The following is a 24,896-nucleotide window of genomic DNA, read 5'->3' as shown; positions in this document are numbered from 1 at the left end:
AAATGAGCAAAATTATTGGTATTGACTTAGGAACCACCAACTCTTGTGTATCCGTATTAGAAGGCGGAGAACCAAAGGTTATTCCAAATCCAGAAGGTAATAGAACGACTCCATCTGTTGTTGCATTTAAAAATGGAGAACGTCAAGTTGGGGAAGTAGCAAAACGCCAAGCTATTACAAACTTAAACACAATCAGTTCCATTAAACGACACATGGGTACTGACTATACAGTAAATATCGAAGGAAAAGATTATTCTCCACAAGAAGTATCTGCCATTATCCTTCAATATTTAAAATCCTATGCTGAGGAATACTTAGGAGAAAAAGTAACAAAGGCAGTTATTACTGTTCCTGCATACTTCAATGATGCTGAACGTCAAGCGACTAAAGATGCTGGCCGTATTGCAGGTCTAGAAGTAGAACGTATTATCAACGAACCAACAGCAGCGGCACTTGCTTACGGTTTAGATAAAGCAGATGAAGATCAAAAAATCCTAGTATTTGACCTTGGTGGCGGTACTTTTGACGTATCCATCCTTGAATTGGGTGACGGAGTATTTGAAGTACGTTCAACAGCTGGTGACGCCCGCCTAGGTGGAGATGACTTCGATAACGCCGTAATGGAATATTTAATTGAAGAATTCCGCAAAGAAAATGGAATTGACCTTTCTAAAGATAAAATGGCTCTTCAACGTTTGAAAGACGCTGCTGAAAAAGCGAAAAAAGATTTATCCGGTGTAACATCCACACAAATTTCTTTACCGTTCATCACTGCCGGTGAAGCTGGTCCATTACACATGGATGTAACGTTAACACGTGCGAAATTTAATGAAATTACAGCTTCTTTAGTTGAAAGAACAATGGGTCCTACCCGTCAGGCTCTTCGCGATGCAGGTCTGTCTCCAGCTGAAATCGATAAAGTTATCTTAGTTGGTGGTTCTACTCGTATTCCTGCTGTTCAGGAAGCTATTAAAAAAGAAACTGGTAAAGAACCTCATAAAGGGGTAAACCCTGATGAAGTGGTAGCTATGGGTGCTGCTATCCAAGGTGGAGTTATCTCCGGTGACGTTAAAGATGTTGTTTTACTTGATGTAACTTCTTTATCTCTTGGTATTGAAACAATGGGAGGAGTATTTACTCGTTTAATCGACCGTAATACAACAATCCCAACAAGCAAATCTCAAATTTTCTCTACTGCAGCTGATAACCAAACAGCCGTTGATATCCATGTTCTTCAAGGTGAGCGTCAAATGGCAGCGGATAACAAAACGCTTGGCCGATTCCAATTGACTGATATTCCGCCGGCACCGCGTGGTATCCCACAAATTGAAGTAACATTTGATATCGATAACAATGGTATCGTTAATGTACGTGCTAAAGATCTTGGCACAAATAAAGAACAGGCGATTACGATTCAATCAGCTACAAGCTTAAGTGATGAAGAAATCGAACGTATGGTTAAAGAAGCGGAAGAAAACGCAGAAGCAGATAAACAACGTAAGGAAGAAGCAGAATTACGAAATGAATCTGATGCTTTAGTATTCCAAACAGAAAAAACACTTAAAGATCTTGAAGGTAAAGTAGACGAAGCTGAAGTTCAAAAAGCAACAGAAGCTAAGGATGCCTTAAAAGCTGCGATTGAGAAAAATGATCTTGCAGAAATGAAAGAGAAAAAAGAAGCGTTACAAGAAATTGTACAAGCTCTTAGTGTGAAACTATATGAGCAAGCTGCTCAAGCTGCAGAACAACAAGGCCAAGAAGGTGCTAATAAGGCTGATGATGTCGTAGATGCAGAATTTACTGAAGTTGACGACGACAAAAAATAATCATTGAACGTAAAAAGTCAAAGTCAGGCTAGCCTTGACTTTGGCTTTTTTTAACGAATTCTCCATTTTTTGTTTATATTGCGCCACGGCTTATTCAAGTGGTACAATGTTTTTTATGTGAAACGACGGACTATATAGAATCAGGAGTGTGAGGAATGAGCAAACGGGATTATTATGAGGTGTTGGGGGTTGGCAAAAATGCCTCGAAGGATGAGTTGAAAAAAGCATATCGCCGCCTTTCCAAGCAGTATCACCCTGACCTCAATAAAGAAGCAGATGCAGCAGAAAAATTTAAAGAGATTCAGGAAGCTTATGAAGTGCTAAGCGATGACCAAAAGAAAGCAAGATACGATCAATTTGGTCATGAAGACCCTACACAGGGATTTGGCGGAGGCGGAGCAGGCTTTGAAGGCTTCGGCGGCTTTGAAGATATTTTCAACTCCTTCTTTGGCGGAGGCGGAAGAAGAAGAGATCCAAATGCTCCAAGGCAAGGTGCAGACCTGCAATATACAATGACGTTATCTTTTGATGAGGCAGTGTTTGGTACAGAAACAACCATTGAAATTCCAAAAGAAGAAGAATGTGAAACATGTAAAGGATCCGGAGCCAAGCCTGGAACACAACCTGAAACTTGTACACATTGTAATGGTACAGGCCAGTTAAATGTAGAGCAAAATACTCCATTTGGCCGTATTGTAAACCGGAGAGTATGTCAGCACTGCAGCGGTACAGGTAAGCTGATTAAACATAAATGTGGCACTTGCCATGGTAAAGGCGTTGTGAAAAAACGTAATAAAATTCAAATTAAAGTGCCTGCCGGTGTCGATGACGGCCAGCAGCTGCGCGTTCCTGGTAAAGGTGAGCCTGGTATTAATGGCGGACCTCCGGGAGATTTATATGTGGTATTCCAAATCAAACCGCATGAGTTTTTTGAGCGTGACGGGGATGATATTTATTGTGAAATGCCTATTACCTTTGCACAGGCTGCTCTGGGTGATGAAATCGAAGTTCCAACCATGCATGGTAAAGTGAAACTGAAAGTGCCTGCTGGGACACAAACAGGTACTCGTTTCCGCTTAAAAGGGAAAGGTGTGCCAAATGTAAGAGGATATGGACAGGGTGATCAGCATATCCGTATTTTAGTTGTAACACCAACAAAATTAACCGATAAACAAAAAGAACTAATTCGCGAATTCGCTGATATCAGTGGTCATGGCCAGTTGGACGAAAATGATGAAGGTTTCTTTGCGAAAGTGAAAAGAGCAATAAAAGGTGAATAATAAAGGTAGGAGTTGGTAGAGAATGAAATGGTCCGAATTAAGTATTCATACAACAAATGAAGCGGTCGAACCAATATCGAATATTTTACATGAAGCTGGGGCAAGTGGGGTAGTGATAGAGGACCCCCTTGAACTGGTTCGTGAAAGGGAGAATGTATTCGGAGAAATCTATCAACTTAATCCTGCTGATTTTCCAAAAGAAGGCGTTATTGTAAAAGCTTATCTACCTGTCACCAGTTTCCTTGGTGACACAGTGGATGGGATTAAAGATCTTATCAATAATTTAATAAAGTATGATATCGATCTTGGTCATAATGAAATAACCATCAGCGAGGTTAATGAGGAAGAATGGTCCACTGCATGGAAAAAATATTACCATCCTGTAAAGGTTTCTGAACAGGTAACGATTGTCCCGACATGGGAGGAATATACCCCAGTTCATACAGATGAAAAAATCATTGAATTGGATCCAGGCATGGCATTCGGTACTGGCACACATCCAACAACTGTACTTTGTATTCAAGCGCTCGAGAAGACGGTCAAACCAGGTATGAAGGTCATTGATGTGGGAACAGGTTCAGGTGTCCTCACAATAACAGCAGCTAAATTTGGCGCTGATTCCATTTTGGCTCTTGATTTAGATGAGGTTGCTGTAAATAGTGCCAGAGTGAACTGTAAATTAAATAAAGTCCATGATAAGGTTACAATTAAACAAAATGACCTTTTAAAAGGAATTGATTTTGAAGCTGATATTGTGGTAGCCAATATTTTGGCTGAAATCATTGTTCGATGTACAGAAGATGTAGCCAGAGTGCTAAAACCGGGCGGAACATTTATATCTTCTGGTATCATTCAACAAAAACGCCATGAAGTGGAAGAAGCTATACAACAAGCTGGACTTGTGATTGAAGAAGTTATGACGATGGAAGACTGGGTTTCTATCACTGCTCGTAAATTATAGATTTAACTTGATTCAGCAGATGTCTCTGATCCTCAGGAAGGTGAAGAGATGGATGCCGGAATAAGAAATTAAATCAGTAGAAACTCAAACTCCGACTAAAATTAAGTTAAAAGCCTAGGGCGGATGGCAGAAAAATCGCAGGGAATCTAAATGATTTTTCGCTGTCCTGACGCCTAGGCGTCAGTGATTTTAAAGGACAGAAAGGTGCTGGCCATGCAGAGATATTTTATTGAGAAATCAGATGATCAATTTGAGGTAACGATAACCGGAGATGATTTTCACCATATGACCCGGGTTATGCGTATGACTGCGGGAGATACGTTTTATGGAGTAATGAATCAAAAGACAGCGATCGTTAAAATTGAATCCATTCAAGAAAAAACTCTGACTGGCCGCATTTTGGATTGGATAGAGGAATCAAAAGAATTGCCGATACAGGTTACCATTGTGAACGGTTTGCCCAAAGGGGATAAACTAGAATGGATTATCCAAAAAGGGACAGAACTGGGTGCATATGCCTTTATCCCTTTTAATGCAACTCGTTCTATTGTAAAATGGGATACTAAAAAGGCTGGAAAAAAAACAGAACGTCTTCGGAAAATAGCGAAAGAAGCTGCAGAACAATCTCACAGGACAGAAATTCCCGAGGTATCCGACCCTGTAGACTTACGCAGGTTGCTGGACCTTGCTAAAAGATTTGATCATAAGCTGGTAGCTTATGAAGAGGATGCAAAGCAAGGGGAAGCGTCTCAATTGGCTAAAACAATTGGAGGAATGGTTCCAGGGCAAACTCTTTTAATGGTATTTGGCCCTGAAGGTGGCTTGGATTCTGCAGAAGTGAATCAACTTTTAGAAAACGGCTTTCAAACATGCAGTCTGGGACCGCGTATATTACGTACAGAGACTGCGCCATTATATGCTTTGTCAGCCATATCTTATCAATTAGAATTAGTGAGGTGAAAGGAATGGCAACAGTAGCTTTCCATACATTAGGATGTAAAGTCAATCATTATGAGACAGAGGCGATATGGCAGCTGTTTCAAGCGTCAGGGTACGAAAGAGTAGAGTTTGAACAACGCTCGGATGTTTATGTGATTAATACATGTACCGTTACAAATACTGGGGATAAGAAAAGCCGGCAGGTCATCCGGAGGGCAGTGCGGAAGAACCCAGATGCAGTTATTTGCGTAACAGGCTGTTATGCACAAACTTCACCGGCAGAAATTATGGCAATTCCCGGTGTGGACATTGTAGTAGGCACGCAGGATCGTGATAAACTGATAGGTTATATTGATACGTATTTAAATGAAAGACAACCTATTAACGGCGTAAGAAATATCATGAAAACGAGAGTTTATGAAGAAATGGACGTGCCGGCATTTACAGATCGGACGCGGGCATCTCTCAAAATTCAGGAAGGATGCAATAATTTCTGTACATTTTGTATTATTCCTTGGGCACGCGGTTTGCTGCGTTCTCGTGATCCAGAGGAAGTTGTTCGCCAAGCACAGCAACTTGTCGCAGCAGGTTATAAAGAAATTGTCTTAACTGGTATTCATACTGGTGGTTATGGTGAAGACTTGAAGGATTACAATTTGGCTATGTTATTAAGAGAATTGGATCAAAGGGTAGATGGACTGAAACGTATCAGGATATCATCCATTGAGGCCTCTCAAATAACAGATGAAGTCATTGAAGTATTGCGTGAATCTGATAAAGTGGTTCCTCACTTGCACATTCCTGTACAATCAGCTTCAAATACTGTTCTTAAGCGTATGCGCCGTAAATATTCTTCTGAATTCTTTGCGGAGCGATTAGATAGATTGCGTGAGATTCTTCCTGATTTAGCTATAACATCAGATGTGATTGTAGGTTTCCCTGGTGAAACAGAAGAAGAGTTTATGGAAACGTATAACTTTATTAAAGATCAACATTTCTCAGAACTGCATGTTTTCCCTTATTCAAAACGGACTGGTACTCCGGCTGCCCGTATGGAAGATCAAGTAGACGAAGATGTGAAAAATGATCGGGTTCACCGTTTAATATCGTTATCAGAGCAGCTTGCCAAAGAATATGCATCTCAGTATGAAAATGAAGTGCTGGAAGTCATCCCAGAGGAACCATTTGAAGATGGAGAGACAAAAGGGCTATATCAAGGCTATTCTGATAACTATTTGAAAGTCGTATTCCCTGCTACAGAAGATATGGTAGGGAAGATCGTGAAAGTGAAAATCACGAAAGCTGGTTATCCGTACAATGAAGGACAATTTGTTCGTGTTATGGATGATACGGTCGAACAAGCTGTCGTTAATTTGTAATAATTGAAAGATGGGCGGTTACAGAGTAATTCTAAGTATCCGCCCGTTTTGATTTTTATGAAGTGAGGTATAAAATAAATAGACGGAACTAAAATATTTTAGTCTGTTTAGAGATGGCTAACTAATTAACCTACACGAATATAGGAATAACAGTTGACCTTGAATGACACATATATTATAATTTGATGGTACATGGTTTCCTTCTATGTGTAGGAAATTAGAGTTGTTGTGCTCGGAGGGAGGGAAAGAGATGTCTAAAACAGTCGTTAAGAAAAACGAATCGCTTGAAGATGCTCTTCGACGCTTCAAACGCACAGTTTCCAAGCAAGGTACTATGCAGGAAGTAAGAAAGCGCGAATTCTATGAAAAACCTAGTGTAAAACGTAAGAAAAAGTCTGAAGCTGCGAGAAAACGCAAGTTCTAAAAGAGGTGCACTTAATGAGTCTTGTTGAGCGTTTAAACAGCGATATGAAACAAGCTATGAAGAACAGAGAAAAAGACAAGCTCTCCGTCATCCGAATGGTAAAGGCTTCTCTTCAGAATGAAGGAATAAAGCTTGGTAAACAAGAATTATCCGAAGATGAAGAGTTAACCGTGCTTTCTCGCGAATTAAAGCAACGCAAAGACTCCCTCCAGGAATTTGATAAAGCAGGCCGTCAAGATTTGGTCGAAAAGCTTCAATCAGAAATCGAAATTGTCGAGGCATATTTGCCAAAACAATTATCCGAGGATGAGTTAAATGCGATTGTTACTCAAGCGATTGCCGAGACGAATGCCACTTCCAAGGCTGACATGGGCAAAGTAATGTCCGCAGTCATGCCAAAAGTGAAGGGTAAAGCTGATGGATCTTTAGTCAATAAACTTGTACTGCAAAATCTTACAAAATAAGACGTTTAAAACCCGCAAATTAAATTTGCGGGTTTTTTATATACAATAAACCAAGTATTGTGAAACTTATGCACAATAATAACGTATAATGAATTATAGACAATAAAATAAAGAAGGAAAGGAGGTTGAATAAGTATGAGGAAAAGATGGTGGGCATGGATCATCATCTTTGCATTATTTTTAATAGGAATCGCAGGTCCTCCGTCAGGAAATGCGAACGCAGATAAAGTTTACATAGTACCTCTGCAGGATGAGGTGGAAAAAGGTTTATCTAACTTTTTGAAACGAGCGATCGCAACAGCTGAAAAAGATGGAGCGAAGGCAATTATATTTGATATCAATACACCTGGCGGGGCGGTAGATGCAGCCGATGAAATTGGAGAAATATTTGCAAATACCGAATTAAAAACGGTTGCCTTTGTCAATAACCGTGCCTTATCTGCAGGTGCTTTTATTTCTTTAAACGCTGATGAAATTTATATGGTGCCCGGCGCTACAATGGGTGCAGCAGCGGTCATAACATCTGATGGAAATGCTGCCGATAAAAAAGCCCAGTCCTATTGGCTCGCTAATATGCAAAAGGCTGCTGAATCCAGTGGAAGGGATCCTCTCTATGCGAAAGCAATGGCGGATGAAGATATTGATTTGCCGGAGTATGGAGCTGAAAAAGGAAAATTGCTTACACTTACAGCGAATCAGGCTATAAAGGTTGGCTATAGTGAAGGTACGGTTGAAAATCAGAAGGATTTATTAAAGACATTGGGATATGACAAAGCAGAACTGATTCACTTTGGAGAAAGCTTAGCTGATAAAGTTGCCCGTTTTCTGACGAATCCGATTGTCATTCCTATCCTTTTATCGATTGGTACTATTGGCCTTGTCGTTGAACTTTTTTCGCCTGGTTTCGGTTTGCCTGGTTTAGCCGGCATTACGTCCCTGTTATTGTTCTTTTATGGACATATGGTTTCAGGGCTGGCTGGGTATGAAACGTTAATTCTATTTATAGTTGGTATAGGATTACTATTACTGGAATTTTTCCTTCCTGGCGGTATTGTAGGTGTTATTGGTTTTATTGCAATTATAGCAAGTTTCTTTCTTGCTGCGGGGGATGTGGAGCAGATGGCAATCGCCATATTAATTGCATTGATTGCTGGATTTATAGCAATTGTAGTATTAATAAAAGTATTTGGGAAGAAAATGACGGCCTTTGACAGGATTATACTTACCGATTCCACGAATACAGAGAGTGGTTATGTTTCAAATGTTAATCGCAATGAGCTAATTGGAAAAGTAGGAGTTCTAGTGACTGATTTGCGGCCTTCCGGAACGCTTTTGCTTGAAGGAGAAAGAATTGACGTGGTAAGTGAAGGCAGCTTTATCATGAAGGGAACACATGTAAAAGTCATTAAAACAGAAGGTTCTCGTATAGTAGTAAGACCATTTGAATTATAAATAAGGATAAGAATGAAGGGAGTTTTAACGCAATGGTATTAACATCAGCATCTATATTTGCTCTAGTGGGCATTGCTTTAGTGATTATTTTATTGGCAGTACTATTTACATTTGTACCGGTTATGCTTTGGATTTCGGCGATAGCTTCCGGAGTGCGAGTAAGTATCTTTACATTGGTTGGGATGAGGTTGCGTCGTGTATCCCCAAGCCGTGTGATCAATCCTTTGATTAAAGCAAGAAAAGCAGGTTTAAATGTAACGACGAATCAATTGGAAAGCCATTATTTGGCAGGTGGTAATGTCGATCGGGTGGTTAATGCATTAATCGCTGCTCACCGTGCCAATATCGAATTAACGTTTGAACGTTGTGCTGCAATTGATCTGGCAGGTCGTGACGTACTTGAAGCTGTGCAAATGAGTGTTAACCCTAAAGTTATAGAAACACCGTTTATTGCGGGTGTAGCTATTAATGGGATTGAAGTGAAAGCGAAGGCTAGAATCACGGTACGTGCCAATATTGAACGTCTGGTTGGGGGTGCAGGAGAAGAGACTGTTATCGCCAGGGTTGGAGAAGGTGTAATTTCCACTATTGGTTCCAGTGCAAGCCATACAACTGTTTTGGAAAATCCGGAACGTATTTCTCAAACTGTTCTAAGTAAAGGCCTGGATGCCGGAACAGCATTTGAAATTTTATCCATTGATATAGCAGATGTGGATATCGGTAAAAATATTGGTGCAGAGCTGCAGACAGAGCAAGCCGAAGCAGATAAAAAGATTGCTCAGGCAAAAGCTGAAGAGCGTCGTGCCATGGCAATTGCACAAGAACAAGAGATGAAAGCAAGAGTAGAAGAGATGAGAGCGAAGGTAGTGGAATCTGAGGCTGAGGTACCGCTTGCTATGGCTCATGCTTTCAAAGCAGGTAATATGGGCGTTATGGATTACATGAACTATCAAAACCTTGCTTCTGATACGAATATGAGAGAATCTATCAGCAAAACCAACAAAGATGATCGAAATCTGGATAATGAATAATCTTCCTGTCTAAAGCTGGGAAAGGAGGTCCTGTCCATGGTTATGGGAGCAGTTTGGGATAATCCTCTTATCCTTTTTGTAATCATCAGTTTAATAAGCTGGTTCTTTCAAAGAGATAAAGGGACGGAAAAGCCTGATAATAAGCCAAATAGAAAGTATACATCACCTCCTGTAAATAAAAGCGAGCCTGTTAGGGAATCAAACCAAACAGTTGTTAGAAATCAGGATGAAGATATTAGAAAAAAAATTCAGGAACGTGAAAGAGAACTTCAAAAGAAAGTTAGACAGCGTCCTGATTTGCAAAAAGAAGCAACTTCTCTTGCTCAAACGATTAAGGAGCAGTACGAGGCCCAAAAGAAAAAAGTTAATCAAGCTGAAAGGCCCGTTATAATAAAAGAAACTAAGCCTGAAATAAGTGTTCCAAAGGAATTTAAACCATTGGTTCAGAAAGCCGTCAAACAAACCAAACAAGCAAAGCAAGAGCCGGTCAAACGAGGTTTTAATGCACGGAATATAGACTTACAAGAAGCGTTTATTATGTCGGAAATCTTGGGTCCTCCTCGTTCGAGAAGAAAACAGATTCGATAGGAGCTTTATATCACTGCTGTTTAAACGTATATAGACTTTAGGCAGAACTTTTTGAAGCATCGAATTGCCCCTGAATTGTTAGAAACCAAATCTAACATTTCAGGGGTTTTTTTATTGCCCTTCCCCAACGTCCACTTCACCCGGTGCATTGATATGTGCCGGTACTTCATCCAGAAGTTTATACGCAATGTGATTTAAAAAGATTAAAGAACTGAAATAAAATGTATGTTCTCCATTTTTATGTATAAAGAAATGATTAGATGCCTTCTCATAATTTTGATTTCCTGTTGACCGTAAAGATTAAAAATGAATGGCTGAGGGATCCTCATCATCTTATGTATTATTAAGACGGTGTCTTTAATTTAGCATTTAATGGTCTCTTTTAGAATAGGTATGATATTGAAGTGATTTAACTGAACAGCTTTATAACTATTGGCTCATTAATTAGTTTAGGGAGAGGGAGGTTTCCTTATGGCTCGTGCATGGGGGTATCGTATTAAAAAGTGGGTCACGGCCGCAATGGACCTGCCTCAAGATATTATGATGGATTTACCGAGGATCACGATGGTGGGTCAAATCCATATTTACATAGAAAATCATAAAGGCTTACTTGCATTTTCAGATCAGGAATTAAGATTGCTGCTTAAGAACGGACAACTCCTTGTCAAGGGTCAGGCATTTGTATTAAAAACGATTCTTCCAGAAGAAATCTTACTTGAAGGGAAAATTGATCAGGTTATCTTTCTAGAAGAATAACCTAAGGGGAGGTTCTTATGAAAAATCATTGGACGAATACTATTACCGGTTACATCAAAGTGCAAATAAAAGGGAGGGGGACAGAACGTTTAATTAACAGAATGCTTAAAGAGGGTATTCAAGTTTGGGATGCAAAAAATATGGGCACAGAAACAGTTGTTTTTTATATAAAGTTGCAGGATGTTCCTAAATTACGGAAATCAGTTAGGAATAGTGAGTGCAAGGTCTTTTTTGTAGAAAGGAAGGGTGGGCCTTTTTTTGCCTTAAAGTTAAAAAAATATAGCGGCTTGGTTGTTGGGGTTATGATGTTTTTTATTATTATTTTTATTTTATCAAATATGATTTGGGGGATAAAAATAGAAGGTGCAAGTCCGGCGATTGAACATCAGGTAAGAAAAGAATTGGATAAAATGAATATAAAAGTAGGTAAGCTTCAATTTACCGTGGATGACATGGAAGATATCCAAAAAGAACTCAGTAAACGGGTGCCAGCTATTACTTGGATAGGTGTGCAGTTGGAAGGGACGACCTTCCATTTTCAGGTTGTTGAAAAAAAACAGCCAGAAAAAAATCCCGCAGATCTTTATGTAAATCTCGTTTCATCTAAAAAAGCAACCATTGTTCAAACAATGGTTGAAAGGGGACAAGGCTTGGTTGAAAAGCACCAGGTTGTCAAAGAAGGCCAAATCCTTGTCAGCGGATTTATTGGAAAAGAAGACAATCAAAAATTTGTGGGGGCTAAAGGAAAGGTTATGGCAGAAGCTTGGTATACAACTAATGTGGAGGTACCGCTTAAGACGAATTTCTACGTGTTTAATGGTGATGCTAAGAATAAATACAATCTTAACTTTGGTAATGTTCAAGTGCCGATATGGGGATTTGGCCATCATAAATTCAAAGAGTATGAAGTGGAGGAGGACCGAAAGACGTTTAAATTTTTTAAGTGGGATCTCCCAATCGCCTACCATAAAAAAATATATCGCAGTAAGGAAAAGGTTACTCGAGTATATACGAAATCTGAAGCAGAAAAGCTGGCGTTGAACATGGGGGAAAAGGATGTTCTCAAGATTGCCCCTGATGATGCCAGAGTCATTAATGAAAAAATTTTGAAAAACCAGCTTGACAATGGTAAAGTTAAAATGACTATACATTATCAAGTTTTAGAAAATATTGCAATCGGACAACCGATGATTCAAGGAGACTAAGGAATGCCAGAGAAGTCTAAATTGATTAATTTACAATTGGAGTCACCAAGTGAAGCTGCTGAACTGTTTGGTGTACATGATAGCAATCTAAAGATACTGGAAAGCGAGTTGGACGTCAGTATTGTATCCAGAGGTGAAACAATCAGCGTGTCCGGCACACCGGAAAACTTGGAAAAAGCAGATAACATTCTACAAACGCTTTTGGTCATTATTCGAAAAGGAATTAAGATTGGACCGCGTGAAGTTGTCTATTCCATTAATTTATCGAATAACGGTACTTTGGAGTACTTTGCTGATTTATATGATGAGGAAATAGCCAGAAGTGCTAAAGGTAAATCAATCCGTATAAAAACTTTGGGACAAAAAGAGTACATTTCTGCCATAAGAGGGAAGGACTTAGTTTTTGGGATTGGACCTGCTGGAACCGGTAAAACCTATTTAGCCGTAGTAATGGCTGTAACTGCTTTGAAAAATGGTCATGTAAAACGTATTATTTTAACAAGGCCAGCAGTTGAAGCAGGTGAAAGCCTGGGCTTCTTACCAGGAGATTTAAAGGAAAAAGTAGATCCATATTTAAGGCCTCTGTATGATGCGCTTCATGATATATTGGGATTAGAGCAAACTGCAAGGCTTATTGAGCGTGGAACAATTGAAATTGCGCCTTTGGCTTATATGAGAGGCAGAACACTCGATGATGCTTTTGTCATACTTGATGAGGCACAAAATACGACACAGGCCCAAATGAAAATGTTCCTGACCAGACTAGGGTTTGGCTCCAAAATAGTGGTGACTGGTGACACTTCACAAATAGATTTGCCACGTGGTGTGCAATCGGGATTAAAGGCCGCTGAAAGAATTTTAAAAGATGTTTCAGGCATTAAGTTTATCCACTTAGACCAAACTGACGTGGTTCGGCATCCGCTTGTAGCAAAAATCATCCAGGCATATGAAAACTTCGAACCAACCGAGCACTCCTAATAAATATTAAACCGCCACAGATTAGCTGTGGCTTTTTCATTATTTACCTTTCTAATTATATAATTCAGAGTGAAACGTACGGTGAAACCTGTTATTATTACATAAAGTGTTTGAAAATTATACATATAAAATATTCTCCGCTGAGAAAGGGGAACGTATGAATTTTAAAAACATAAGCAGTCCTGTCAAAAATTTTGTATCTAAGCCAGTATTACAAGTTAGCATGCTTCTATTAATGGCGCTCGTTTCTTTTGTTTTTTTATTTGGCAGCGTTAAACCGGAAAAACTGAATGTCGAGCTCTATAATGTAGCTGAAACGACCATTAGGTCTCCAAAAACAATAGAAGATCCTGTTGAAACGAAAGAAAAACGGCAAAAAGCTATAAATAGCGTTGAAGATGTTTATACGGTAAATAAAGAATATGTGAAAAAAAGAGTCAAATTAGTTAATGATATTTACACTTCTGCAGAGAGTGTGGTTAGCGCCGGTTTAAAAAATCAAGAGGTGAAGCAAGGTAAGGAAGATACAGCACTTACACTATCCAAGCCTACGGAATATGTATCTGATTTGAGAGAGAAATTAGGAGATAATGTCAATAAAGATCTATCAGATGAAACCTTGATTAATCTACTGGGGTCCAACTTATCTGATTTATCCATTGCTAAGGATATCACCATCACGAGTATCAATGAAATGATGAAAGATGGCATTAGGGGAAATGAAGTCGAAAATGCGAAAAAGAAAGTCGAAGAAGGAATCAAATACACAAGTCTTCCGGCTAAATTAAAATCAGCCTCCATTGATTTAGGAAGATATGCAATCATTCAAAATGTGTTTTTTGATCCTGAGTCAACGGAAAAAGCAAGGGAAAATGCAAGTGAATCTGTTGAACCAATCAGAATTCTTCAAGGGCAGATTATTGTCGAGGAAGGATATTTAATTGATACAGAAGTCTATCGCCAATTAAAGCTGGTAGGTCTTCTGAATAGTGAAGATTCTCTTCTCCCTTATGTTGGATTAGCAGCCGTTATAATAGTTATTTTTACTGGCGTCTATTTAATGTTTGGAGATACGATCAGGAAATCTGATCATATTGACCATCGGGATAATCTATTTATCTTCAGTATGGTTTATCTGCTGGCGCTGCTATTAATGAAAACAATCGATATATTTGTTGGATTAAGCCATGAATCAAATGCTTACTTCTTTCCGGCCGCGATGTCGGCGATGCTTGTAACAATATTAATGAGAGAACGCCATGCTGTGGGAATAACGGTTGTACTTTCTGTTGTCGGCAGCATTATGTTTAAGGAGGAATTGGCCGGAACCGTTAATGTGACTATGGGAATTTATATTCTTGTAAGCGGTATATCGGGAATCCTTCTTTTAAAACAAGGAGTAGAGCGTACCAGTATATTAAGAGCTGGTATGGTTAATGCACTCATTAATTTGGTCGTCGTTTTAGGTCTGATTTGGATTGGTGGAAGCGGTATTAATTATATCATGATACCTGTAGCGGCGATTGCTTCAGGAGTAACATCAGCAGTATTTACGATTGGTATTCTCCCTTTTATTGAAACAGGATTTGGTATATTCTCTTCTATTAGAATGATTGAGTTATCAAATCCAAATCATCCACTTTTACGAAAGTTATTGACGGAGGCGCCAGGAACATATCATCATAGTGTCATGGTGGCTAATTTGGCAGAGGCAGCTTGTGAAGCGGTTGGTGCCAACGGATTACTTGCGCGGGTTGGTTGTTATTACCACGATGTAGGAAAAACAAAAAGACCTTATTATTTTATCGAGAATCAAATCAACATCGAGAATCCACATGATCACTTGACACCAGAGAAAAGTACAAAGATCATTGTATCTCATGTAAAAGATGGCGCGAAAATGGTTGAAAAATATAAGCTTCCAAAAGAGATTGTAGATATTGTAGAGCAACATCATGGGACAACCTTGTTAAAGTACTTTTATTATAAAGCAAGCGAGGCAGGCACAGAGGTTAAGGAAGAGAATTTTAGATATCCGGGGCCAAAAGCCAAAACGAAAGAAGCAGCTATTATTGGGATTGCTGATAGTGTGGAGGCGGCTGTACGATCGCTGAAATCTCCTACGCAAGCGACAATCGAAAAGCTTGTAAAGTCAATAATTGCTGATAGACTGAATGATGGACAGTTAAATGAATGCGATTTAACGTTTAAAGAACTGGAAAAGGTTAGCCAGTCATTGTGCGAAACGTTAGCTGGCATTTTTCATAACCGGATTGAATATCCAGAATTAGAAAAAGAATAAAGCAGGTGAATGAATTGATTTTAACTATTGATATTTTAGATGAAACGGAACAAGTAACTGCGGAACAACAAGAGCTTGTCACAAAACTGCTTGACTTTGCAGCCATTCAGGAAAAGGTGAAAGAGGGCAGTGAAGTCTCTGTAACATTTGTAGGTAACGAACGTATCCATGAAATTAATAAAGAATATCGTCAAAAAGATGCTCCGACTGATGTTATTTCATTTGCGATGGAGGAAATGGGAGAGGGAGAAATCGAAATCAAAGGCCAGGACGTACCAGCAGTCCTTGGAGACATTATTATTTCGATTGACCGTACAAAGGAGCAGGCTGATGAGTATGGCCACTCATATGAACGGGAACTTGGGTTTTTAGCGATCCACGGATTTCTTCACTTGCTAGGATATGACCATATGAATGAGGAAGACGAAAAAGTAATGTTTACACGACAAAAAGAATTATTGGATCAGTATGGGCTCTCAAGATAAGAAAACAACATATCGTTTTTTTAAAAGTTTTTCTTATGCCTGGCAGGGTGTTTTATATGGAGCAAAAAAAGAAGCTAATTTCAAGTTCCATCTGGCTGCCGCTATCATCGTTTGTATAGCGGCTTTTTACTTCTCAATTAGTCAGATAGAATGGTTATTTGTGCTCATGGCGATTGCTGGTATGCTGGTACTCGAACTTATTAATACAGCTATCGAAAAGGTGGTTGACCTTGTGACAGGAGAGTATCATCCTCTCGCAAAAAAAGCAAAGGATTTAGCCGCCGGAGCGGTATTGGTGTATGCTATATTTTCTGCTATCATTGGCCTCGTTATTTTTTTGCCAAAGATTTGGAGCATGCTTGTTTAAATGAAGAAGAGAAAGTAATATATGGATAATCAGGTTTTAATGTATGAGTAAAAAGAGTGTGTGAAACAGAATATGCACGGTATATCCATTTTAAACCAGTTGTTACTCTTTTGATGGGGCTGGGATTTTATTTCAAGATACCGCAGCTTTTCGGCTTTTTCTCATGGATAATCAAATAAAAAATAATTGGCGGTAGTGGCTGATACAGAACTTCCGTTTTCGCTTGGCAGATGATATGCCTGTTATTTAATAACCATAAAAAGTATACAGTGGAAACGACAGTTCAAGGAGCGCTACCTGAAGCCTTTACACCGGAGGATTTACATGACTAATACAACCAATAATCAACAATTTAAATCAGGATTTGTCTCTATAATAGGGAGACCGAATGTAGGGAAATCAACCTTTATCAATCAGGTCATTGGACAAAAAATTGCGATTATGAGTGATAAGCCTCAAACCACGCGCAATAAAGTTCAAGGGGTATTGACAACGAATGACAGTCAAATCGTATTTATTGATACACCCGGAATTCATAAACCAAAGCATAAGCTTGGTGATTTTATGATGAAGGTGGCTTCTAACGCCTTGCAGGAAGTTGACGCCATCCTCTTTATGGTAAATGCGGAAGAAGGTTTCGGACGCGGTGAGGAATTTATTATTGAAAAGTTAAAATCCTATAAAACACCTGTTTTCCTTGTTATTAACAAAATTGATCTCATTCATCCAGATGAATTATTTAAAATTATTGATTCGTATAAAGAAAATTATGACTTTGCAGAAATTGTACCAATTTCCGCTCTCGAGGGAAATAACATAGAAACATTATTAAAGCAAATAAATGCTTATTTACCAGAGGGACCCCACTATTATCCAGCTGATCAAGTAACGGATCATCCCGAGCGATTCATTATTTCTGAAATGATTCGTGAAAAAGCACTGCATCTAACAAGAGAAGAAGTACCTCATTCCTTAGCAGTTATGATCGATAAAATTGAGCGTAAAGAAAGATCGGAAACCGTTCACATTATGGCAACCGTTATTGTCGAACGTGATTCTCAAAAAGGAATCATTATTGGCAAAAAAGGTGCAATGCTTAAAGAAATCGGACAACGCGCACGCACCGACATCGAAAATCTTCTCGGCTCAAAAGTATTCCTCGAACTATGGGTAAAAGTCCAAAAAGACTGGAGAAACAAAGCCTCCCATCTAAGAGATATCGGATTTAGGGAAGATGATTATTAAGATGCTGAGACGACTGTTCAGCTCCGACAAGCATAAGAGGAGGCACGTAGGGAGGTGGTGATCTTCCCTCCCGCAGTGGCTACACTTATGACCTCGAGGAGCTAGGAGTCGAAGCTCAATTGCATAAAGGGCAGGATGGCCTTGCTTCAAGGAACGAAGACTAAATGCGCCACAATAGTGTGGCAACGTCTCCATGACCTACATCCTGTAGGCTGTATGTGAAAAAAATAATTTTATTCGGCAATGAGGGGAAATCAAATTAGTAAATATTTAATCACATGATTTTATTCGGGTTGGTGAAACTAATCGTAGATAAGAGACGAAAGAAGTCTCTATCAACGAAAGGTGGTATAAGTATGATTAACTTTACCTGGAATGTTTTTAGACAGACCGGCAGTGTGGATACTTATCTTCTTTTTAAGGAACTTGAAAGACAGGATGAAGGTCAATCTGAAGTGATTAAAGAGGAATACAAAGAAGTAGAAATCCCTATAAATTAATAAACTTGCCGTCATATTGGAGTGAGTGACGTGCTGACAAAATGCGAAGGAATAGTCATTCGCAGTACTGATTATGGTGAGACAAATAAAATTATTACGTTGTATACCAGAGAGTTTGGGAAAATCGGGGTGATGGCAAGAGGAGCGAAAAAGCCAAACAGTCGCTTTTCAGCCGTCACTCAGGTGTTCCATTATGGTACATATTTATTTTTAGGAAGCCGTGGACTGGGTCAATTACAACAGGCGGAAACTATTGATTCTTTCCGTTCGATTCGTGAGGATATATTCTTAACTGCTTATGCAGCATTTATTGCTGAATTACTGGATAAAGGAACAGAAGAGAGAAAACCTCATTCATCTTTGTATGACCTTTTTTATCTATCGCTCCACTATATTAATGAAGAATACGATCCAGAAATTATCATGAATATAGTTGAACTGAAAATGTTGAACGTTTTTGGATTTGCTCCTGAATTAAACCGTTGTGTAAATTGCGGGGCACAAGATGGAACATTCTCCTTTTCTGTAAAAGAAGGTGGCCTTTTGTGTCATAGATGTGATCATATCGATCCTTATAAAATCAAGATATCACCGGCTGTTGCTCGGATTTTGCGAGTTTTATTTTATATGGATTTAAATCGACTTGGTACGATTTCGTTAAAAGATGAGACCAAACAAGAAATCAGGAATGTCCTTGATAATTACTATGGTGAATATTTAGGTGTTGAATTAAAAGCCAAGCGTTTTATAAACCAAATGAATAAATTCAGAGGAAATATTTAAACATATACTTTAGGTGATTGTATTGACAATGAAGGTCGTTATTGTATAGAATGTGAGATAAATTAATATGTAGTTACTGTGAAGGAAAGTAGTATTTGGATTAAGATATGCTAAGCGAGTCTGGGGATGGTGTAAGCCGGAACATATCAACCAAAGAAGGCAGTCTGGAGTAACACATTGCAAAGTGGCCGGAAATCCGGCAAATAGGGTGGAACCGCGGGTAAACTCTCGTCCCTATGCTTCAATAGCATAGGGATGGGAGTTTTTTAATTTGTATAAAGGAGAGATAAGGATATGACAGTATCAATGGATCAAATTGTGTCGCACGCAAAACATAGAGGATTCATTTTCCCTGGCTCCGAGATCTATGGAGGTCTTGCGAATACTTGGGATTACGGTCCTCTTGGAGTAGAAGTAAAAAATAATATTAAAAAAGCATGGTGGAAAAAGTTTATTCAAGAATCTCCATACAATGTGGGTCTTGATTCTGCTATTTTAATGAATCCGCGTACGTGGGAGGCTTCCGGTCATATTGGAAACTTTAATGATCCGATGATTGATTGTAAGAAATGTAAAGCTCGTCATCGTGCGGATAAATTGATAGAGGATGCTTTGCAGGCTAAGGGCACAGAAATGATTGTTGATGGATTATCTTTTGACAAAATGCAAGAACTAATCCAAGAGAATGATATTGCGTGTCCTGATTGCGGAGCAAAGGATTTTACGGAAATTAGACAATTTAATCTTATGTTCAAAACATTCCAAGGTGTAACTGAATCCAGTACAAATGAAATTTTTCTCCGTCCAGAAACGGCGCAAGGTATTTTTGTTAACTTTAAGAATGTACAACGTACAATGAGAAAGAAATTACCTTTTGGAATTGCCCAAGTTGGTAAGAGCTTCCGTAATGAAATTACACCAGGGAATTTTACTTTCCGTACTCGTGAATTTGAACAAATGGAATTGGAGTTTTTCTGTAAACCAGGTTCTGAATTGGAATGGTTCCAATATTGGAAAGATTACGCAGAAAAATGGTTGCTATCATTAGGAATGAAAAAAGAAAATTTCCGACTTCGTGACCATGAAGAGGAAGAACTTTCTCATTACAGCAATGCAACGACTGACTTTGAATATAAATTCCCATTTGGTTGGGGAGAGCTTTGGGGCATTGCATCCCGTACGGACTTCGATTTAAAGCGACATATGGAGTATTCAGGAGAAGACTTCAATTATTTGGATCCTGAAACGAATGAAAAATATATTCCTTATTGCATAGAGCCTTCTTTGGGAGCGGACCGGGTAACATTGGCTTATTTAATTGATGCCTATGAAGAAGAACAGCTTGAAGATGGTACATCCCGTACAGTTATGCATCTTCACCCGGCTTTGGCACCATTTAAAGCTGCCGTTCTTCCGTTATCCAAAAAGCTTTCTGAAGGAGCAAAAGAGGTCTTTGCCAAACTCTCTGAGGATTTCATGGTGGACTATGATGAAGCTGGTTCCATTGGGAAACGTTACCGCCGTCATGATGAGATTGGTACACCTTTCTGTATCACATATGATTTTGATTCAGTAGAGGATAACCAAGTAACCGTACGTGACCGTGATACGATGGAGCAAACGCGTATCAGTATCGAAGAACTTCCAGCCTTTTTACAATCAAAAATTAAATTTTAATCTAAAGCTTGCTCAATGAGGGAATGCAGTGTTCACTTATTGGGCAGGCTATTTTAAATTAATATGATTTATTACACTTCATGGATAAATAGTTTATAATAAACTTTATATTATAATTCTGTATAAGGGCACTTTAGGGTGGTGAGTAAGATCGAACTAAGCAAAAGACAAGAACAAATCCTCCAAATTGTTAAGGATAACGGACCTATTACAGGCGAGCATATTGCTGATCAATTAAATTTAACACGTGCAACCTTACGCCCGGACTTAGCGATTCTGACAATGGCCGGTTATTTGGATGCCAGACCGCGTGTGGGATATTTCTATACAGGCAGGACGGAAACACAGCTGCTAACTGATAATCTGAAAAAACTATTCGTTGGAGATTATCAATCAATTCCGATAGTCATCAGTGAAGGGGTATCTGTGTATGATGCGATATGCACAATGTTTTTGGAAGATGTGGGTACATTATTTGTAGTGGATAAAGAATCGCTCCTAGTAGGTGTACTTTCCAGAAAAGACTTGTTAAGAGCTAGTCTTGGTCAACAGGAATTAAGCAGTATACCAGTACATATTATTATGACACGGATGCCTAATATTACAGTATGTACGAAAGAAGATTTGCTAATTGATGTGGCTGAGAAGTTAATTGATAAGCAAATAGATGCCCTTCCGGTTGTCAAAAAAAGTCCAAAGGGTTTTGAAGTCATAGGGAGATTAACCAAAACAAACATTACAAAGGCGTTTGTTGGTTTGGCTCGAGACGATCATTAACCAATTTTAGATTAAAGAGAAATTATTCATTATTGGAGGAGACAATGAATCAATCTATCATATACGTGGTTTCGGATTCAGTGGGAGAAACAGCTGACCTTGTGACAAAGGCTGCAGTGAGTCAATTTAGTACTTTAAATATAACGCTTAAACGAATTCCATTTGTGGAAGATATTTCTACGATTGATGAGGTTGTAAACTTGGCGGAAATGGATAATGCAGCCATAGCTTATACTTTGGTAAAGCCGGAAATCCGAGAGTATATGGCTAAAAAATCGATAGAAAAAAATGTAGTTGCTTTTGATATCATCGGTCCTTTTATTGATACACTTGAAAATAAGTTTGGCGAGCAAGCGTTAAATGAACCTGGACTGGTAAGGAAGTTAGATGAAAATTATTTTAAGCGAGTAGAGGCGATTGAGTTTGCTGTAAAATATGATGATGGAAGAGATCCAAAGGGAATTATCAAGGCTGATATTGTGCTATTAGGTGTGTCAAGAACCTCAAAAACTCCTTTATCTCAATTTTTGGCACATAAGCGATTTAAGGTGGCTAATGTCCCGCTTGTCCCAGAAGTTGAACCTCCGGAAGAACTATTTCAGATAAACCCTAATAAATGCATTGGGTTACAAATTAGCAGTGAAAAATTGAACAATATAAGAAAAGAGCGTTTAAAGTCTTTAGGACTGAACGATAGTGCGGTATACGCGAATCTGGATCGCATAAAAGAAGAATTAGCATACTTTGAATCAATCGTTAAAAAGCTAAATTGCCCGATCATTGATGTGACCAATAAGGCAGTCGAAGAAACAGCAAATATTATCGTGAATATCATTAATAAACAGCGATAAAAAGAGCATGCGGAAGCATGTTTTTTACATGAGAAATATAAATTCCGTTATGCGAGTGAAAAGTGTAGCAATTTGACAAGATTTATTCTATAATAAAAAATTGTGATAAAATACCTTTCATCAGGTTTAGAGTTATTTATTAAGGAATAAACTAGAATAAGCTTTTAAATAACAAAAAGTCAAGAAGTCCTAAAAAAAATAATTCGACAAACGTATAATCAGTCTAGAAAAAAGAAGGATTAAGATGAGAGATGTAGAAATACAAAAGAAGAGTCGTTTAACGGTTTTTGTAGATGCGGATGCCTGCCCGGTTAAAGAAGAGGTTTTGAGCGTATGCGAACCATATGAAGTTGAGATTAACTTTGTGGCAGCCTATACAAATACTACAGATCGTTATCCTGATGTTACCTGGAAGTGGGTAGAACCGGGAAGAGATGCAGCGGATTTATATATATTAAATCATTTAAAGCGGCATGATATTGTTATTACTGAAGATATAGGACTGGCAGCAGGATGTCTTGCTAAGTATGCTTATGTTTTAACTTCAAGGGGAATAGAGATAACAGAAAACGAAATTGATTCATTTCTTGAAACCCGGCACCTGAATGCTAAAGCAAGAAGATCTGGTAAATATGATAAAGGACCAAAAAAACTAAAAAAACCGGATAAAATGAAGTTTTCGGAAACATTAAAAAAAATATTGTCGAAAATTGAAGGATTTCAGGGACCGATATAGAATTAAGTTATTCATGCTTATTATGAAATAGGTGCTAAAACTTGAAAAACCAATTAATTCCAGATGAAACAGTGAACGAAATTCGCACTAAAAATGATATCGCTGATATCGTTGGTGAATATGTTCAGTTAAAAAAACAAGGTCGAAATTACTTTGGTCTATGTCCATTTCATAATGAAAACAGTCCATCATTTTCTGTAGCCCCAGATAAGCAAATCTTCCATTGCTTTGGGTGTGGTGCCGGAGGGAATGTCTTTACATTTTTAATGGACATAGAAGGATATTCCTTCACAGAAGCTGCAAAAAGTTTGGCTGAGAGGGCTGGTATACCTCTGGATGTACATGAAAATGAATCTCCGGATGGGACAAAGCCTCGCCATGAACTGGATGATATGAAGGAAGCGCATGAGCTTTTAAGGAAATTTTACCACCATTTGCTCGTAAATACAAAACAGGGTCAGGAAGCTCTTGAATATCTGTTGAGCCGCGGATTTACGATGGAATCAATAGAAAAGTTCCAAATAGGTTATTCACTCGATTCCTGGGATTATGTGCATAATTTCCTAAAGAAGCGAAACTTCTCTATCGAGCGCATGGAAAAAGCAGGTTTGCTGGTCAAAAAGGAAGACGGACAAAAATATTTTGATCGATTTAGAAACAGAATTATGTTTCCAATCTTTGATAGGCAAGGTAAAACAATCGCTTTTTCTGGAAGGGCTCTTGCAGCCGGAGATGAACCAAAGTATTTAAATAGTCCCGAGACACCTCTTTTTAACAAGAGCAAAATAGTATACAACTATCATCTTGCTCGTCCCTTTATACGAAAGAAAGAGGCAGCAATCTTGTTTGAAGGATTCGCTGATTGTATATCTGCCGATCGTGCAGGTGTTCATAACGGTGTAGCAACAATGGGAACGGCCTTAACTGAACAGCATCTCCAATTGCTTAAACGAAGTACAGATACCATTATTGTTTGTTATGATTCGGATGCACCAGGAATAGAGGCAGCAAATAAAACAGCTGATTTGATCCGGGAAAGCGGCTGTCAGGTAAAAATCGCAATCATGCCAAATGGATATGATCCCGATGACTATATCAGGGAATTTGGAGAGGAAAAATTCCAAAATGATATAATAGGGGCCGCACATACGTATATCTCTTTTAAAATGATATACCATAAAAGAGGGAAAAACTTTGCAAACGAAGGGGATAAGATGGACTATATCGATCTTGTCCTTCGTGAAACTGCAAAACTTGATAGTGAAGTGGAAAGGGAATTCTATCTAAGGCAAATTGCTACTGATTTTACACTTTCTCTTGATTCTTTGCTTAATCAACAGAGCAAAGTGGGTAAATATAATAAAAAGGCAAAAAACTCTCCCAATCCGAATGCTCAAAAGCAAACATTACCAACCATGCGTAAAGACAATCGGATGAAACCTGCTTATATAAAAGCGGAGGAAACATTGCTTGCCTTAATGCTTCATGATCGTGATCTTGCATTTCGTATTCAAAAATTACTTGGAGAAAATCAAATGGTTGTGGATGATCACCAGGCAATCATTACGTATTTATTCGCTTTTTATGAGGAAGATTATGAAGCGGATACAAGTTTGTTTCTTCATTTCCTACCAGATCCGAATTTGCGTAAGATTGTAACAGAAATTGAAATGATGACTTATAATCACGATCCGAGCGAACAGGAACTATATGATTATATCCACCAAATTAACAGATATCAAAAAATGCTAATCATTAAAGAAAAGGAGGCGGAACAACTCGAGGCTACAAGAAGACAGGACACAAAACGTGCTGTTGAATTGGGTATCGAGCTCATTTCGTTAAGAAATTCTTTATGATGTGAAATAAGAAGTGGATTGAGAAGGAGGG

At 38.6% G+C, this 24,896-nt stretch carries 24 protein-coding genes; all 24 read left to right on the top strand.

Features of this window, described 5'->3' with window-relative positions; all coding sequences use genetic code 11:
- Nucleotides 1–2: 2 nt before the first annotated feature.
- The 24 genes from dnaK (at nucleotide 3) to dnaG (ending at nucleotide 24,865) form a co-directional block, all read left to right on the top strand.
- Nucleotides 3–1,826 carry a molecular chaperone DnaK gene (dnaK, locus tag AC4G3K_RS03500; RefSeq protein ID WP_491075900.1) on the top strand — a complete coding sequence of 608 codons (1,824 nt, stop codon included), beginning with the start codon at nucleotides 3–5 and terminating at the stop codon, nucleotides 1,824–1,826.
- Nucleotides 1,827–1,981: 155 nt separating this feature from the next.
- Complete coding sequence (gene dnaJ / locus AC4G3K_RS03495; RefSeq protein WP_491075899.1) at nucleotides 1,982–3,106, top strand: molecular chaperone DnaJ; 1,125 nt, start codon at nucleotides 1,982–1,984, stop codon at nucleotides 3,104–3,106.
- Between the two features lie 22 nt (nucleotides 3,107–3,128).
- The gene (prmA, locus tag AC4G3K_RS03490; protein WP_491132486.1) at nucleotides 3,129–4,067 is read left to right on the top strand and encodes a 50S ribosomal protein L11 methyltransferase; all 939 of its coding nucleotides are present in this window, start codon (nucleotides 3,129–3,131) and stop codon (nucleotides 4,065–4,067) included.
- 213 nt (nucleotides 4,068–4,280) lie between these two features.
- On the top strand, nucleotides 4,281–5,027 hold the full coding sequence (locus tag AC4G3K_RS03485) for a 16S rRNA (uracil(1498)-N(3))-methyltransferase (RefSeq protein WP_491132485.1): 747 nt from the start codon (nucleotides 4,281–4,283) through the stop codon (nucleotides 5,025–5,027).
- Between the two features lie 5 nt (nucleotides 5,028–5,032).
- Complete coding sequence (gene mtaB, locus AC4G3K_RS03480; RefSeq protein ID WP_491132484.1) at nucleotides 5,033–6,385, top strand: tRNA (N(6)-L-threonylcarbamoyladenosine(37)-C(2))-methylthiotransferase MtaB; 1,353 nt, start codon at nucleotides 5,033–5,035, stop codon at nucleotides 6,383–6,385.
- 250 nt (nucleotides 6,386–6,635) lie between these two features.
- Nucleotides 6,636–6,809 carry a 30S ribosomal protein S21 gene (rpsU, locus tag AC4G3K_RS03475; protein ID WP_066105253.1) on the top strand — a complete coding sequence of 58 codons (174 nt, stop codon included), beginning with the start codon at nucleotides 6,636–6,638 and terminating at the stop codon, nucleotides 6,807–6,809.
- Nucleotides 6,810–6,823: 14 nt separating this feature from the next.
- Nucleotides 6,824–7,273: a GatB/YqeY domain-containing protein gene (locus AC4G3K_RS03470; protein WP_491075895.1), complete on the top strand. Its 450-nt coding sequence runs from the start codon at nucleotides 6,824–6,826 to the stop codon at nucleotides 7,271–7,273.
- 135 nt (nucleotides 7,274–7,408) lie between these two features.
- A complete protein-coding gene (locus AC4G3K_RS03465; protein ID WP_491075894.1) occupies nucleotides 7,409–8,725 on the top strand; it encodes an NfeD family protein in 1,317 nt (438 codons plus the stop codon).
- Nucleotides 8,726–8,757: 32 nt separating this feature from the next.
- A complete protein-coding gene (gene floA, locus AC4G3K_RS03460) occupies nucleotides 8,758–9,756 on the top strand; it encodes a flotillin-like protein FloA (RefSeq protein ID WP_491075893.1) in 999 nt (332 codons plus the stop codon).
- A gap of 36 nt (nucleotides 9,757–9,792) precedes the next feature.
- Nucleotides 9,793–10,344 (top strand): YqfB family membrane protein, encoded by a 552-nt coding sequence (locus tag AC4G3K_RS03455; RefSeq protein ID WP_491132483.1) that lies wholly within the window; start codon nucleotides 9,793–9,795, stop codon nucleotides 10,342–10,344.
- Nucleotides 10,345–10,815: 471 nt separating this feature from the next.
- Entirely contained in the window at nucleotides 10,816–11,100 is a 285-nt protein-coding gene (yqfC, locus tag AC4G3K_RS03450; RefSeq protein WP_491075891.1) for a sporulation protein YqfC, read from the top strand.
- Between the two features lie 17 nt (nucleotides 11,101–11,117).
- Nucleotides 11,118–12,305 (top strand): sporulation protein YqfD, encoded by a 1,188-nt coding sequence (gene yqfD / locus AC4G3K_RS03445; RefSeq protein WP_491132482.1) that lies wholly within the window; start codon nucleotides 11,118–11,120, stop codon nucleotides 12,303–12,305.
- A gap of 3 nt (nucleotides 12,306–12,308) precedes the next feature.
- The gene (locus AC4G3K_RS03440; protein ID WP_491075889.1) at nucleotides 12,309–13,283 is read left to right on the top strand and encodes a PhoH family protein; all 975 of its coding nucleotides are present in this window, start codon (nucleotides 12,309–12,311) and stop codon (nucleotides 13,281–13,283) included.
- Between the two features lie 157 nt (nucleotides 13,284–13,440).
- Complete coding sequence (locus AC4G3K_RS03435) at nucleotides 13,441–15,585, top strand: HD family phosphohydrolase (protein ID WP_491132481.1); 2,145 nt, start codon at nucleotides 13,441–13,443, stop codon at nucleotides 15,583–15,585.
- Between the two features lie 14 nt (nucleotides 15,586–15,599).
- Nucleotides 15,600–16,070, top strand: coding sequence for an rRNA maturation RNase YbeY (gene ybeY, locus AC4G3K_RS03430; RefSeq protein WP_491075887.1), 471 nt, complete (start codon nucleotides 15,600–15,602; stop codon nucleotides 16,068–16,070).
- A complete protein-coding gene (locus AC4G3K_RS03425; RefSeq protein WP_491075886.1) occupies nucleotides 16,054–16,437 on the top strand; it encodes a diacylglycerol kinase family protein in 384 nt (127 codons plus the stop codon). Before ybeY ends, AC4G3K_RS03425 begins: the two co-directional genes overlap by 17 nt.
- A 324-nt stretch (nucleotides 16,438–16,761) precedes the next feature.
- Complete coding sequence (gene era, locus AC4G3K_RS03420) at nucleotides 16,762–17,682, top strand: GTPase Era (RefSeq protein ID WP_491132480.1); 921 nt, start codon at nucleotides 16,762–16,764, stop codon at nucleotides 17,680–17,682.
- A 356-nt stretch (nucleotides 17,683–18,038) separates the two neighbouring features.
- Nucleotides 18,039–18,182, top strand: a complete 144-nt coding sequence (locus AC4G3K_RS03415) for a YqzL family protein (protein WP_491075884.1) — start codon at nucleotides 18,039–18,041, stop codon at nucleotides 18,180–18,182.
- Nucleotides 18,183–18,212: 30 nt separating this feature from the next.
- On the top strand, nucleotides 18,213–18,965 hold the full coding sequence (gene recO / locus AC4G3K_RS03410; RefSeq protein WP_491075883.1) for a DNA repair protein RecO: 753 nt from the start codon (nucleotides 18,213–18,215) through the stop codon (nucleotides 18,963–18,965).
- A 294-nt stretch (nucleotides 18,966–19,259) separates the two neighbouring features.
- The gene (locus tag AC4G3K_RS03405; RefSeq protein ID WP_491075882.1) at nucleotides 19,260–20,642 is read left to right on the top strand and encodes a glycine--tRNA ligase; all 1,383 of its coding nucleotides are present in this window, start codon (nucleotides 19,260–19,262) and stop codon (nucleotides 20,640–20,642) included.
- Between the two features lie 141 nt (nucleotides 20,643–20,783).
- Nucleotides 20,784–21,419, top strand: a complete 636-nt coding sequence (gene ccpN / locus AC4G3K_RS03400) for a transcriptional regulator CcpN (RefSeq protein ID WP_491075881.1) — start codon at nucleotides 20,784–20,786, stop codon at nucleotides 21,417–21,419.
- A gap of 44 nt (nucleotides 21,420–21,463) precedes the next feature.
- Nucleotides 21,464–22,270, top strand: coding sequence for a pyruvate, water dikinase regulatory protein (locus AC4G3K_RS03395; RefSeq protein WP_491075880.1), 807 nt, complete (start codon nucleotides 21,464–21,466; stop codon nucleotides 22,268–22,270).
- Between the two features lie 244 nt (nucleotides 22,271–22,514).
- Nucleotides 22,515–23,006, top strand: coding sequence for a YaiI/YqxD family protein (locus AC4G3K_RS03390; RefSeq protein ID WP_491132479.1), 492 nt, complete (start codon nucleotides 22,515–22,517; stop codon nucleotides 23,004–23,006).
- A gap of 41 nt (nucleotides 23,007–23,047) precedes the next feature.
- The gene (gene dnaG / locus AC4G3K_RS03385; protein WP_491132478.1) at nucleotides 23,048–24,865 is read left to right on the top strand and encodes a DNA primase; all 1,818 of its coding nucleotides are present in this window, start codon (nucleotides 23,048–23,050) and stop codon (nucleotides 24,863–24,865) included.
- Nucleotides 24,866–24,896 lie beyond the last annotated feature (31 nt).

It is taken from the genome of Bacillus sp. z26 (genome assembly GCF_058313635.1).
Note: the sequence above shows the minus strand (reverse complement) of the source record. Positions and strands in the feature narration are given on the sequence as shown.